The sequence below is a fragment of the Micromonospora sp. NPDC047812 genome (assembly GCF_040704175.1).
Lineage (GTDB): Bacteria > Actinomycetota > Actinomycetes > Mycobacteriales > Micromonosporaceae > Micromonospora.
On sequence record NZ_JBEYRY010000002.1, the window covers coordinates 224776 to 237598 of the forward strand.

The following is a 12823-nucleotide window of genomic DNA, read 5'->3' on the forward strand; positions in this document are numbered from 1 at the left end:
GCCGGAAACACACCAGCGGCCTGGTCGAATCACTCTCGACCAGGCCGCTGACCTGCAAAACAAGGGTGGAGCCGAGGGGACTCGAACCCCTGACCCCCACACTGCCAGTGTGGTGCGCTACCAGCTGCGCCACGGCCCCTTGCCTCGTCCCGGTCACCCGGGCACGAGAGAACTATACACAGCGCCCGCCGCATGGTCATCTCGCGGGGGGCCCACCCGTGCGCGGCTCAGTTGAGCGCCACGTCGGGCGGGAAGTGGGCCACCGCCGCCATCATGCCGCCCTGGCGGCGCAGCACCATCGGCCACAGGTCGTCCGGCCGGTCGACGAAGGCGTCGCCGGGCAGCGCGTCCAGCACGAACCAGGAGCCGTCCTCGATCTCCTGCTCCAACTGCCCCGTGCCCCAGCCGGAGTAGCCGGCGAAGACCCGGATGCCGGTGATGCCCTCCCGCAGCGGCCCCGGGTCGACGGAGAGGTCGAGCGTGCCGACCGCCCCGGAGACCTGGTGGAATCCCCTGAGCCGCTGCACCGGGTGGCGCATCCGGGCCAGGCAGATCGCCGAGTCGGGCTGCACGGGGCCGCCCTCGAAGAGCACCGCCGGGTCGCGGGCCAGGTCGCTCCAGTCGCCGAGCACGTCGGCGACCGGCACCTCGGTGGCCCGGTTGAGCACCACGCCGAGGGCGCCGCCGGGCTCGTGCGCCACCAGCAGCACCACCGTACGGTCGAAGTTCGGGTCCTTGAGCGCCGGCGTCGCGACCAGCAGCCGCCCGGTCATCGACCCCGTCCGCCCGCCGATCGCCTGCCCCTCTCCCTGCATGCCGGACACCCGTCAGACCGACCGGACCGGGACGCCCGGGGGCACCGGTGTCATCCGCGCTGTGAACGCCATGTCTGGCACCATAGCCTGCCCCCGGGGCGGTGGCTAAGGTCTGACGTGCGGTAGATCGACGGACACGAGGGAGGACCTGTGGACCCCACGGCAGAACTCGCGGTGATCGGCGGTTCGGGGCTCTACGCGTTGCTCGACGGCGCGACCGAGCACGTGCTGGAGACGCCGTACGGGCCGCCGTCCGACGCCGTCACCGTCGCCGAGGTGGGCGGCCGGCGGGTGGCGTTCCTGCCCCGCCACGGCCGCGACCACCGCCATCCGCCGCACCTGATCCCCTACCGGGCCAACCTCTGGGCGCTGCGTTCCCTCGGGGTACGCCAGGTGCTCGCCCCCTGTGCCGTGGGCGGCCTGCGGCCGGAGCTCGGCCCGGGCACGTTCGTGGTGCCGGACCAGCTGATCGACCGCACCAGCGGGCGGGCGCAGACCTACTACGACCGGGGCGCGGTGCACGTCTCCTTCGCCGACCCGTACTGCCCCACCGGCCGGCGTACGCTGCTCGCCGCCGCGGCCCGCCGGGACGTTCCCGCGGTGGACGGCGGGACGGTGGTGGTGGTCGAGGGCCCCCGCTTCTCCACCCGCGCCGAGTCGCGGTGGTACGCCTCGATCGGCGGCACGGTGGTCAACATGACGGGCCACCCGGAGGCGGTGCTGGCCCGCGAGCTGGCCCTCTGCTACTCCTCGATCGCCCTGGTCACCGACCTCGACGCGGGGGTGGAGGGCGGCGAGGCGGTGACACACGAGGAGGTGTTCCGGGTCTTCGGGGAGAACACCGACCGGCTGCGGGGCCTGCTGCTGGCGGCCGTCGCCGCACTGCCGGCCGAGCGGGACTGCGCCTGCGGGCGCGCGCTGGACGGCATCACCCTGCCCTTCGCGCTCCCCTGAGGCGGGGAGCGCGAAAGGCCCGGATCGCCCGGGTCGCCCCGATAGCCTGGGGGCGATGGCAACGGTCCGCGACACCACGTACGACCTGCTCCGCGCCCTCGGCCTGACCACCGTCTTCGGCAACCCGGGCTCCACCGAGGAGCCGTTCCTGCGGGACTTCCCGGACGACTTCCACTACGTGCTCGCCCTGCACGAGGCGTCGGCCGTCGGCATGGCGGACGGGTACGCGCAGGCCACCGGCGGGCCGGCGCACGTCAACCTGCACACCGCCCCCGGCACGGGCAACGGCATGGGCAACCTGGTGACCGCGTGGCACAACCGCACGCCGCTGATCGTCACCGCCGGCCAGCAGACCCGGGAGATGCTGCTGATGGAGCCACGGCTGACCAGCCGGCGGGCCACCGAACTGCCCCAGCCGTACGTGAAGTGGAGCCACGAGCCGGTCCGCGCGCAGGACGTCCCGGCGGCCCTGATGCGGGCGTACGCGACGGCGGTGCAGCCGCCCGCCGGGCCGGTCTTCCTCTCGCTGCCCCTCGACGACTGGGCGCAGCCGGCCGACCCGCCACCGCCGGTGCGGACGGTGGCCACGCGGTTCGCGCCCGACCCGCGCCGGCTGCGCGAGTTCGCCGCCGTGCTGGCCGCCAGCCGCGCGCCCGCGCTGGTGCTCGGCGCGGCCGTGGACCGGGCCGACGGCTGGCCCGCCGCCGTGGCGCTGGCGGAGCGGCTCGCCGCGCCGGTCTGGTCGGCGCCCGCGCCGGAGCGGGCCGCCTTCCCCGAGGACCACCCGCACTTCCGGGGGGTGCTCCCGTTCGCGATGGGGCCGCTCTCGGAGGCGCTGGACGGGCACGACACCGTGCTGGTGGTCGGGGCGCCGGTGTTCCGCTACTACCCGCACGTGCCGGGCGACCACCTGCCCGCCGGGGCCCGCCTGCTGCACGTCACCGACGACCCGGACGAGGCGGCCCGCGCGCCGGTGGGCGACAGCCTGCTCGCCGACGCCGGGCTGGTCCTGGCGGCCATGGTCGACCTGCTCCCGGCGGCGGACCGGCCGGCGCCGCCGGCGCGCCCCGACCCGCCCCCGCCGGCGGACGGGCTGCCGCTGGCCCCGGACGCCCTCTTCGCGGCCCTGGCCCGGCACTGGCCCGCCGACGGGATCCTGGTCCAGGAGTCGCCGTCCAACCTGCCGGCGCTGCGCCGCCGGCTACGCAGCACCCGCCCCGGGTCGTACTTCACGATGGCCAGCGGCGGCCTCGGGTACGGGCTGCCGGCGGCGGTCGGTATCGCGCTCGCGCAGCGCGACACCGGGCGGGGACGGCCGGTGGTCGCGGTCATCGGGGACGGTTCGTTCCACTACTCGGTGCAGGCGCTCTGGACCGCCGCGCGGCTGCGCCTGCCGCTGGTCGTGGTGGTGCCGGTCAACCAGCAGTACGCCATCCTGAAGGCCTTCGCCGACTTCAAGGACACCCCGGGGGTGCCCGGGCTGGACCTGCCCGGGCTGGACATCACCGCGATCGCCCGGGGCTACGGCTGCGCGGCCACCGTCGTGGAGACCCCGGAGCAGCTCGGCGACGCCCTGGCCGCCGGGCTGCGCGCGGACGGCCCGACGGTGCTGCCGGTGCCGGTCAGCACCGAAGTGCCCCGGCTCCTGTGAGCCGCCCCGGCACCGGTCGGCCCGGCGCCGCGCGCCACGGTCCGTTCCGCTCCGGACCGCCCGGTGCCGAACCGCCCGATGCCGAACCGCCCGGTGCCGGACCGCCCGATGCCGAACCGCCCGGTGCCGGACCGCCCGATGCCGAACCGCCCGATGCCCGACCGCCCGGTGCCGCACCGCCCGCCGCCGGCCGCCGGCCGGCCCGCTCGCGTCAGCTCGCCGCGAGCCGGAGCGGCGCGCCGGTGAGCACGTCGAGGATCGGCCGGTCGCCCAGCGGCGCCTTCAGCGTGGCGGTGACCGGTTCCAACTTCAGCATCGCGTTGCACACGCCGGTGGCGGTGATCACGCTGCCGCCCACCACCACGACGTCGTCGCGCTCCTGCACCAGCGGGGTGATCCCGGTGTCGCAGCTGCCCACGCCGAGCCGCCAGGTCAGCTCGGTGCCGTCCACGGACTGGACGTCCTGTGCGCCGACGAGGCCCGCCGGGGCCGGGCTGGCCGGCGGGGCGGGCTCGGGCGGGGCGGTGACGGCCTGCGGCGCCACGGCGAGCCGGGCCACCGGCGCGGTGAGTTCCTCGACGGTGAACAGCCACGCCGGCACCTGCGCCTCGCCCCGGCTGGTGCGCACGGGCGCGGTGCCCAGCTTCACGGCCGTGACCGTCAGCGGGACGCAGGCGGTCTGCGGGGCGCTGCTCACCGGACCGTCGGGCCCCGGCTCGATGGTGGGGCCGCCACCGGGGAGCTTCGGTCCGGGGTCCTTGGGGCGGCCGTCGCACGGCGGCGGGTCGCCCTGGTCGAGCTGCCCGTACGCGGTGGCGGCGCTGACCAGCGGGACGGTCAGCGTGCCGTCCGGGAACCGGATGGTGGCGTCGGCGGGCTTCGCGACGGGCAGGTCGACCTGGTCGCGGTACCAGCCGTTGAGGAAGGCGATCTTGGTCTCCCCGGTGAAGCCCGGGTCGCCGGTGAGCACCGTCGGGTCCTGCATCGGCACGTAACCGGACTTCCACGCCGGGAGCGGTCGCCACGCGTCGGCCACCTCGGTGGCCCGCTCAACGAAGGCGTCCCGACGCGGGTCGGAGTCGACCGGGTCGACGGCCGGGTCGGAGCCGGCCGGCGCGCACCCGGCGACGATCATCAACAGCGGAAGGCCCAGCAGGGCGGCGGTACGGCGCATGTGGGTTGGACGCCGGCACGCCCACGCCGGTTCCCCTGGTCAGGTCTCTCCGCCCAGATCCGTCTCGTACGCCTCCCAGAGCAGGTCCGCGCCGCGCTGCCGGTGCCGGGCGAGGGCCCGTAGCAGGTGGGCGGCCCGGCCGAGGATCTCGTCGAGCGGGGCGTCCGGCAGCTCCGCCGCCTGCTGGAGGGCGCTCAGCGCGGCGGCGATGGCGACGTGCTCCCGGGCCAGCAGCCGCACCCCGCGTTCGAGCCGGGGCGCCTGGCCGAGCAGCTCGGCGTAGAGGCCGGCGGGCCCCTCGGTGACCCGGACGTGCTCCGTGAAGCCCCGTCGCACGGGGCCGAGCCCCACGAGGAAGCGTTCCCGCCAGCGCGGTCCGGCCGGGGCGACGGCCAGCGCCCGGGCGAGCGGGTGCAGGTCCCCGGGCGGGGTGGCGGGGAGCCGGCGCGCGGCGGGCGGCCGGAGCCCTCCGGGCGGGGTGGTCGGCTGCTGGATCGGACCGGTGACCATGGGCACCTCCCGCGTCGCGTCTGACCGCGTACAGCGATGGTGGACCCGCGCGTCCGCCCTGTCCAGAGGCGGGGCGGACCTCATCGGTCCCATCCGTCGCGCCCGTCCCGTGCGACCCGTACGCCACAGGGACGGCATACGCCGATGCGCCCCGGTCCGGTGGACCGGGGCGCATCGTCTGGTTGGTGGAGGTGCCGGGAATCGAACCCGGGTCCTTCGCCGGTTTGTCAGGGCTTCTCCGAGCGCAGCTCGCTATGCCTCTACTCGGCCCCACCGCTCACGCGAGCAAGTTGGTGTGACGGGCCCAGTCGCTGATTGATCTCGCCGCACGGACCCCGCGACCGGGTCCGATTGGCCAGCCTTCTAGCTGATGCCGGCTAACTGGGTCGAAGGCGCTCCCAGGCCGACAGACTCACTACTCGCCTCAGGCGGCGAGAGCGAAGTCAGCGCGATTGTTCTTGGCGCTTATTGGTTTCCGACGACCGATTCTCGAGACGACGTCGGCTTCCTCGGCTCGCTTCCCCTGTCGCTGCGTACGAAGTCGAAACCAGTCACCCCCTCGACGGGCCGCCCTTGTGGCGGCACTGACAAGCGTAACGCCTGCCGCAACGGGTTTCATCCCGAGCCCCCGGCGGGCGCGCCGAACCGGACAGGACGGACACCTCAGTCATCCATGCCCTTGCCACGCCGGCCGGCGACCCGGGCGATCTCCCGGTCCGCGTCCCGCTTGGCGAGGTCCTGCCGCTTGTCGTACGACTTCTTGCCCTTCGCCAGGGCGATCTCCACCTTGGCCCAGCCGTCGGAGAAGTAGACCTGCAACGGCACCATGGTCAGCCCGCCCTCGCGGGTCTTGCCGATCAGCCGGTCGATCTCCAGCCGCTTGAGCAGCAGCTTGCGGGTCCGCCGGGGCTCGTGGTTGGTCCACGTGCCCTGCGTGTACTCGGGAATGTGCATCCCGTGCAGGTAGAGCTCGCCGTTGCGCTCCTGCGCGAACGCGTCGACCAGTGACGCGCGCCCGGCCCGCAGCGACTTGACCTCCGTGCCGGTCAACGCCATGCCCGCCTCGTAGGTGTCGAGGATCGCGTAGTCGTGCCGGGCCTTCTTGTTGGAGGCGACGACCTTGCGTCCCTTTTCCCGTGGCATCGGCGCCACCCCCTTTCCGGTGATCCGCGCCGGACGTGACCGGCCGCGGGGCGGGGATCATGCTACCCGAACGACAAGGGCCCTCCCGCGCCGTTTATTCCTGGCGCGGAAGGGCCCCGTCTAGCCGTACGGCGTCAGACCCGCAGGTAGAAGCGGAGCGTGACCCAGGCGGTCACCGCACTGACCAGGCCACCGACGCCGGCCATCAGCGGGAACATGAACAGGATGTCGCCCCAGCTCACCGGCGAGAGCAGACCCTGCAGCGCCTGGAGCGACCCGTCGAAGAGCAGGTACTTGGCCGCGATGAGGGCCACCAGGCCGAGCAGCGAGCCGATCAGGCCGGCGACCACGGCCTCCAGCACGAACGGCGCCTGGATGAACCAGTTCGACGCGCCGACCAGTTTCATGACCGCGACCTCACGCCGCTTGCTGTACGCCGCCACCTGGATCGTGTTGGCGACCAGGAGCAGCGCGGCGATGGCCATCACGATCGCGGCGGCCAGGGCGATGTTCTGGATCGAGGTGAGGATGTCGAAGATCTTGTCCAGCAGCCGGCTCTGGTCGACGATCTCGTCGACGCCCTCGGCGTCCTTGTACTGGTCGTAGATGTTCTTGTACTGCTCGGGATTGTTCAGCGTGAGCCGGAACGACTCGGGCAGGCTGTCCGCCTTGACGGCGCTGAGCAGGTCGGGAGCGTCCTGGAACATCTCCTGGAAGCGCTTGTACGCCTCGTCCTTGTTGACGTAGATGACCTCCTTGACCAGCGAGTCGCCCTCCAGCTTCGCTTTCAGGGTGTCACGCTGCTCGGGGGTCACCTCCTGCGTGAGGAAGATCGAGACCTGGATGTTCTTGTAGTAGAGGTCCTTCATGTCGTCGACCTGGCGGTACATGAGACCGCTGGCGCCGAGCATGGTCAGCGAGACCGCCATCGTGATGATCATCGCGATGGTCATGGTCACGTTGCGCCACAGTCCGACCAGTACCTCGGACAGGACGTATTTCACGCGCATCGGGATTTCCTCCGGGTCTCCGGCATGAGGTGTTCGTCGTCAGGCTGCGCAGGGGTGGCGTCGACTCAGCCGTAGACGCCGCGGGCCTGGTCGCGCACGATGCGACCACTCTCGATCTCGATGACCCGGCGGCGCATCTGGTTCACGATGTTGGAGTCGTGCGTGACCATCACGACGGTCGTGCCGGTGCGGTTGATCCGGTCCAGCAGGCGCATGATCTCGATCGAGGTGTCCGGGTCCAGGTTTCCGGTCGGCTCGTCCGCGAGCAGGATCAGCGGACGGTTCACGAACGCCCGGGCGACGGCGACCCGCTGCTGCTCACCACCGGAGAGCTCGTGCGGGTAGCGGTGCTCCTTGCCACCGAGCCCGACCAGCTCCAGAACCTCCGGCACGACCCGGCGGGCGACCGCCTTGGTCTTGCCGATCACCTCGAGGGCGAACGCCACGTTCTCGTACGCGGTGCGGTTCGGCAGCAGCCGGAAGTCCTGGAACACGCAGCCGATGGAACGCCGGAAGTGGGGTCGCTTCCAGGAACGCATCGACGTGACGTCCTTGCTGTTGACGACGACCCGGCCCTTGTTGGGCGAGACCTCGTGCAGCAGCAACTTGATGATGGTGGACTTGCCGGAGCCGGATGGACCGATGAAGAAGACGAACTCGCCCTTCTCGATCGAGACGGACACGTTGTCGAGCGAAGGCCGGGACGCCTTCGGGTACGTCTTCGTCACTTGCTCAAGCTGAATCACGGGTCGTGAGTCTACGCGGTGTAACCGGGGAGCCAAGCCCCACGCCCCGCCGTTGCGAGTCGCGTCATCCAATTCGGGCGTACCGGAGAGATCGACGACGCGCTCCGCCCACGGTTGATCACGCAGCGTCGCCGGCGAGCTGCTGCTGCTTGCGCCACCGGATGCCCGCCTCGAGGAACTTGTCCAGATCGCCGTCGAAGACCGCGGTCGGGTTGCCCGTCTCCTGCTCGGTCCGGAGATCCTTCACCATCTGGTACGGGTGCAGGACGTACGAGCGCATCTGGTCGCCCCACGAGCCGGCGGCGTCGGTCTTGAGGCCCTGGAGCTTGGCCTGCTCCTCCTGGCGCTTGCGCTCCAGCAGCCGGGCCTGGAGCACCCGCAGCGCGGACGCCTTGTTCTGCAACTGGGACTTCTCGTTCTGGCAGGTGACCACGATGCCGGTCGGGATGTGCGTGATCCGCACGGCCGAGTCGGTGGTGTTGACGCTCTGCCCACCCGGACCGGAGGAGCGGTAGACGTCGACCCGCATCTCGTTCTCGGGGATCTCGATGCTGTCGGTCTGCTCGACCACCGGCAGCACCTCGACACCGGCGAAGCTGGTCTGCCGGCGTCCCTGGTTGTCGAAGGGGCTGATCCGCACCAGCCGGTGGGTGCCCGACTCGACGCTGAGCGTGCCGTACGCGTAGGGCACCTTGACCGTGAAGGTGGCCGACTTCAGGCCCGCCTCCTCGGCGTAGGAGGTCTCGTAGACCTCCGTCGGGTAGCCGTGCCGCTCCGCCCAGCGCAGGTACATCCGCAGCAGCATCTCGGCGAAGTCCGCCGCGTCCACGCCCCCGGCGCCGGCCCGGATGGCGACCAGCGCCTCCCGGGAGTCGTACTCGCCGGAGAGCAGGGTGCGGACCTCCATCTCCTCGATGGCCTTGCGCAGCCCGGCGATCTCCGTCTCGACCTCGACGAGCACCCCCGGGTCGGACTCCGCCTCGGCCAGCTCCAGCAGCACCTTGGCGTCGTCGAGCCCGGAGCGGAGGCTGCCGAGCTTGCTGATCTCGCCGTTGACGTACGACAACTGGGAGGTCACCTGCTGGGCCTTCGCCTGGTCGTCCCACAGGTCGGGCGCGGAGGCCTCCTGCTCCAGGCGGTCCTTGTCCGCGCGCAGCCGGTCGATGTCGAGCACCGCCTCGATGTTGCGCAGGGTGGCGTCGAGGTCCTTGAGCTGTTCGGCGTAATCGGCAGCGGTCACGACAGACAAGGGTACTGCTCGTGCGAGGAGTGAGCTTGCGAGCCCCGCAGTCACGAGCCAAAAAGGTCCAGCTCGGGCGAGGAGTGAGCCTGTCAACCCCGCAGTCACGAGCCAAAAAGGTCCAGCTCGGGCGAGGAGCGGGCCTGCCAGCCGCGCAGTCACGAGCCAAGAAGGTGCCGTCGGGCCGGCGGCGGTCAGCCGACCGGGGCGCTCTTCAGCCAGGACAGGGCGGCCTTGTGGTAGGCGACGGCGAACTCCAGCGCGCTGGCGTCGTACGCGTCGCCCTCCTTCTTTGCGTTCTTGACCTGCTCCCGGACCTTGGCCAGGGCCTCGGTGTGGTAGTCGTTGGCCGCGGCCTGGAGGTTCTTGAGCTGGCTGGCCGAGTGCAGCTCGCCGAAGGCGATCCGCAGGGCGATCGGGTTGCGGATGGTGTCCCGCCCCGGCTCCTCCGCCAGCCAGCGGGAAAATGTCCGTTTTCCCGCCGCCGTGATCGCGTACGGTTGGCTGGAGCGCGGGCCGGGCTTGCCCATCCGGACCAGGCCCCGCTCGGCCAGCACCGGCAGCTCCCGGTAGACCTGACTACGCGTCATCGACCAGTACGGCGCCAGTCGGCGCTCGGCGGCGGCCATCAACTGGCCACCTGTCATGGGGCCCTCGTGGAGCAGCCCGAGCAGGGCCGCCGCCGTGGGGTTGACTCCGGAATCCGCCATGCCCCTCACGCTGCCACTTTGCCGACGCGGCGTCCAGGATTTGGCATTTTCGCCACCCGGTCGGGTTCCTATGTGCACTGTCGGCGCGAGACAGTCCGCCGGGGAGGCGCGCGACGGTCACAGTCGGCTACGCAGCTCCCACAGCTCGGGGTAGAAGCGGGTCTCCACGCGGGAGCGCAGGTACGCCCCACCGGCCGAGCCCCCGGTGCCGGGCTTCGTGCCGATCTGCCGCTCGGCCATCAGCACGTGCCGGGCCCGCCACAGCGAGAACGCCTGGTCGTGGGCGACCAGCGCCTCCGCGAGGTCCCACAGCGGCCCGAACCGCTCCCGGTCCCCGGCGATCGTGGCGTACGCGGCGAAGCGCGCCTCCTCCTCGGCGACGTCGAAGCCGGCCCGGCCGAGCACGGCCAGGAAGCCGTCCCAGAGGCTCGGCTCGGCCAGCCGCCGCTCCAACCGCTCGCGCTCCACGTCGGGCAGCCCCCGGAAGCGGCGCAGGTAGTCCGGGTCCTTGAGGCCGGAGAGGAACTCGATCTCCCGGAACTGGGCGGACTGGAAGCCGGAGGCCGGGGCGAGCTTGGTGCGGAAGGCCAGGAAGTCCTGCGGGGTCATCGTGTCGATCACGTCGACCTGACCGATCAGGACCCGTTCCACCACGTGGCAGCGCTCCAGCCGCACCCGGGGCAGGTAGGTCTCGCCGGCCAGCAGCCGGTCCCGGGCGTCGGTCAGCTCCGCGAGCAGCAGCTTGAACCACAGCTCGTAGACCTGGTGGATGGTGATGAAGAGCAGCTCGTCGTGGGAGGCCGGGTCGGACTCCGGCACCTGTGCGGCCAGCAGGTCGGCCAGCCGCAGATAGTCCGTGTAGGTGAGCAGGCCACCCTGCTCGCCGAAGTGGGGATCCTGCGCGGGGGTGGGGTGGGTCACAGCGGCCACCGTACCGCCGCCCGGCCGCCCCCGCCTCTGGCGGTGCGGGCGCGCGCAGGGCCCTCTCCCCTACGTCGGGAGAGGGCCCCTGCGCCACACCTCAGCCCATGTGGGGGTACGTGTGGTCGGTCGGCGCGACGAAGGTCTCCTTGATCGTCCGGGGCGACATCCACCGGACGAGGTTGTGCCAGGAGCCGGCCTTGTCGTTGGTGCCGCTGGCCCGGGCGCCGCCGAAGGGCTGCTGCCCGACCACCGCGCCGGTCGGCTTGTCGTTGATGTAGAAGTTGCCGGCGGCGTACCGCATCTTCTCGGCGACCGCGTCGACCACCCGGCGGTCCGTCGCGAAGACCGACCCGGTCAGGGCGTACGGCGCGATCGACTCGGCCTGGCCGACCACCTCGTCGAAGCGGCCGTCGTCGAAGACGTGCACGCCGAGGATCGGCCCGAAGTACTCGGTGGTGAACGTCTCGTGCGCCGCGTCGGTGCACTCGAAGAGCGTCGGGCGGACGAACCAGCCGACGGAGTCGTCGGCGGTGCCGCCGGCGAGGACCCGGCAGGCGTCGTCGCCGGAGATCAGCTCCAGCGCGGCCGTGTGCCGTTCGAACGCCTTGGCGTCGATCACGGCGCCGCCGAAGTTGCCGAAGTCGGTGACGTCGCCGTAGGTGAGGGACTCCGCGGTGGCGGCCAGCCGGTCGCGCAGCCCGCCCTCCCACAGCGACCGGGGGACGTACGCCCGGGACGCCGCCGAGCACTTCTGGCCCTGGTACTCGAAGGCGCCGCGGATCAGGGCGGTGTGCAGGGCGTTGACGTCGGCGCTGGTGTGGGCGACGACGAAGTCCTTGCCGCCGGTCTCGCCGACCAGCCGGGGGTAGCCCCGGTAGCGGGAGATGTTCTCGCCGACGGTCCGCCACAGGTGCTGGAAGACCTTGGTGGAGCCGGTGAAGTGGATGCCGGCCAGGTCCGGGTCGGCGAGCACGACGTCGGAGACCTCCTCGCCGCGCCCGGTGACCATGTTGATCACGCCGGGGGGCAGGCCGGCCGCCTCGAACAGCCGCATCGTGAAGTGCGCGGCGAACTGCTGGGTCGGGCCCGGCTTCCAGACCACGGTGTTGCCCAGCAGGGCCGGCGCAGAGGGCAGGTTGCCGGCGATGGCCGTGAAGTTGAACGGCGTGACCGCGTAGACGAAGCCCTCCAGCGGGCGGTGGTCGAAACGGTTCCACACCCCCGGCGACGACATCGGCTGCGCCTCGATCAGCTCCCGCGCGAAGTGCACGTTGAACCGGAGGAAGTCGATGAACTCGCAGGCGGCGTCGATCTCGGCCTGGATCACGGTCTTCGACTGGCCGAGCATGGTGGCCGCGTTCAGCGTGTCCCGCCAAGGGCCGGCGAGCAGCTCGGCGGCGCGCAGGAAGATCGCGGCCCGTTCCTCGAACGGCAGGGCCCGCCACATCGGGGCGGCGTCCTTCGCGGCCTTCACGGCGGCGCGGGCGTCGTCGTGGGTGGCGTGCGCCGTGACGCCGAGCACGTGCGCGTGCTTGTGCGGCTGCACGACGTCGATCGACTCGCCGCCGGCCATCCGCTGCTCGCCGGCGATGGTCATCGGCAGGTCGATCCGCTCGGCGGCCAGCTCGGTCAGCCTCCGCTGGAGCCGTTCCCGGTCGGTGCTGCCCGGCTCGTAGTTGCGCACCGGCTCGTTGCGCGGCTCAGGTACGGAGAACACGGCGTCCATCAGGGCTCCTGGCGATCTCGACAGCGGTGACGAAACCGGACCCGCGGGCACCGGCCGGGTGACCGGAGCCGACGCCGCGCCGGGTTGACCGGTCACGGCAGCGGGACCTCCCCCGATTCTTCCACGCCCCGGCCCCTCGGCCTTCCCACCCTGCGCGGGGCGGGCCACGGGTGGTGGGGGTGGTGGACGCGTACGCTGGGTGGCCGGTGAACTGCCGGCC

General features: G+C 72.1%; 12 protein-coding genes, 1 tRNA gene and 1 other RNA gene. 2 read left to right on the forward strand and 12 right to left on the reverse strand.

The window, feature by feature from the left end:
- Nucleotides 1–66 precede the first annotated feature (66 nt).
- Both AB0883_RS08725 and AB0883_RS08730 read right to left on the reverse strand, forming a co-directional pair.
- Nucleotides 67–139: transfer RNA gene (locus AB0883_RS08725), tRNA-Ala, on the reverse strand.
- A gap of 88 nt (nucleotides 140–227) precedes the next feature.
- Entirely contained in the window at nucleotides 228–815 is a 588-nt protein-coding gene (locus AB0883_RS08730) for a YqgE/AlgH family protein (protein ID WP_121399042.1), read from the reverse strand.
- Nucleotides 816–965: 150 nt separating this feature from the next.
- Here AB0883_RS08730 and AB0883_RS08735 point away from each other — a divergent pair, with 150 nt between their 5' ends.
- Nucleotides 966–1769: an S-methyl-5'-thioadenosine phosphorylase gene (locus AB0883_RS08735; protein WP_366640674.1), complete on the forward strand. Its 804-nt coding sequence runs from the start codon at nucleotides 966–968 to the stop codon at nucleotides 1767–1769.
- 55 nt (nucleotides 1770–1824) lie between these two features.
- Nucleotides 1825–3420 (forward strand): benzoylformate decarboxylase, encoded by a 1596-nt coding sequence (gene mdlC / locus AB0883_RS08740; protein WP_366640676.1) that lies wholly within the window; start codon nucleotides 1825–1827, stop codon nucleotides 3418–3420.
- A 211-nt stretch (nucleotides 3421–3631) separates the two neighbouring features.
- Here mdlC and AB0883_RS08745 read toward each other — a convergent pair whose 3' ends face one another.
- The 10 genes from AB0883_RS08745 to pruA form a co-directional block, all read right to left on the reverse strand.
- Nucleotides 3632–4594, reverse strand: coding sequence for a hypothetical protein (locus AB0883_RS08745; protein ID WP_366640678.1), 963 nt, complete (start codon nucleotides 4592–4594; stop codon nucleotides 3632–3634).
- A 39-nt stretch (nucleotides 4595–4633) separates the two neighbouring features.
- Nucleotides 4634–5104, reverse strand: a complete 471-nt coding sequence (locus AB0883_RS08750; protein ID WP_366640680.1) for a hypothetical protein — start codon at nucleotides 5102–5104, stop codon at nucleotides 4634–4636.
- A 183-nt stretch (nucleotides 5105–5287) separates the two neighbouring features.
- Nucleotides 5288–5663, reverse strand: a transfer-messenger RNA (tmRNA) gene (gene ssrA / locus AB0883_RS08755).
- 104 nt (nucleotides 5664–5767) lie between these two features.
- Nucleotides 5768–6247, reverse strand: a complete 480-nt coding sequence (gene smpB, locus AB0883_RS08760) for an SsrA-binding protein SmpB (protein WP_088979560.1) — start codon at nucleotides 6245–6247, stop codon at nucleotides 5768–5770.
- A 134-nt stretch (nucleotides 6248–6381) separates the two neighbouring features.
- Nucleotides 6382–7257, reverse strand: a complete 876-nt coding sequence (ftsX, locus tag AB0883_RS08765; protein ID WP_366640682.1) for a permease-like cell division protein FtsX — start codon at nucleotides 7255–7257, stop codon at nucleotides 6382–6384.
- A gap of 65 nt (nucleotides 7258–7322) precedes the next feature.
- Nucleotides 7323–8003, reverse strand: coding sequence for a cell division ATP-binding protein FtsE (gene ftsE / locus AB0883_RS08770; protein ID WP_089001878.1), 681 nt, complete (start codon nucleotides 8001–8003; stop codon nucleotides 7323–7325).
- A 118-nt stretch (nucleotides 8004–8121) separates the two neighbouring features.
- Entirely contained in the window at nucleotides 8122–9243 is a 1122-nt protein-coding gene (gene prfB, locus AB0883_RS08775; protein ID WP_366640684.1) for a peptide chain release factor 2, read from the reverse strand.
- Nucleotides 9244–9437: 194 nt separating this feature from the next.
- On the reverse strand, nucleotides 9438–9953 hold the full coding sequence (locus AB0883_RS08780) for a PadR family transcriptional regulator (RefSeq protein ID WP_121396454.1): 516 nt from the start codon (nucleotides 9951–9953) through the stop codon (nucleotides 9438–9440).
- Nucleotides 9954–10070: 117 nt separating this feature from the next.
- Nucleotides 10071–10874 carry a tryptophan 2,3-dioxygenase family protein gene (locus tag AB0883_RS08785; protein WP_366640686.1) on the reverse strand — a complete coding sequence of 268 codons (804 nt, stop codon included), beginning with the start codon at nucleotides 10872–10874 and terminating at the stop codon, nucleotides 10071–10073.
- Nucleotides 10875–10974: 100 nt separating this feature from the next.
- A complete protein-coding gene (pruA, locus tag AB0883_RS08790) occupies nucleotides 10975–12603 on the reverse strand; it encodes an L-glutamate gamma-semialdehyde dehydrogenase (protein WP_366640688.1) in 1629 nt (542 codons plus the stop codon).
- Between the last annotated feature and the right edge of the window lie 220 nt (nucleotides 12604–12823).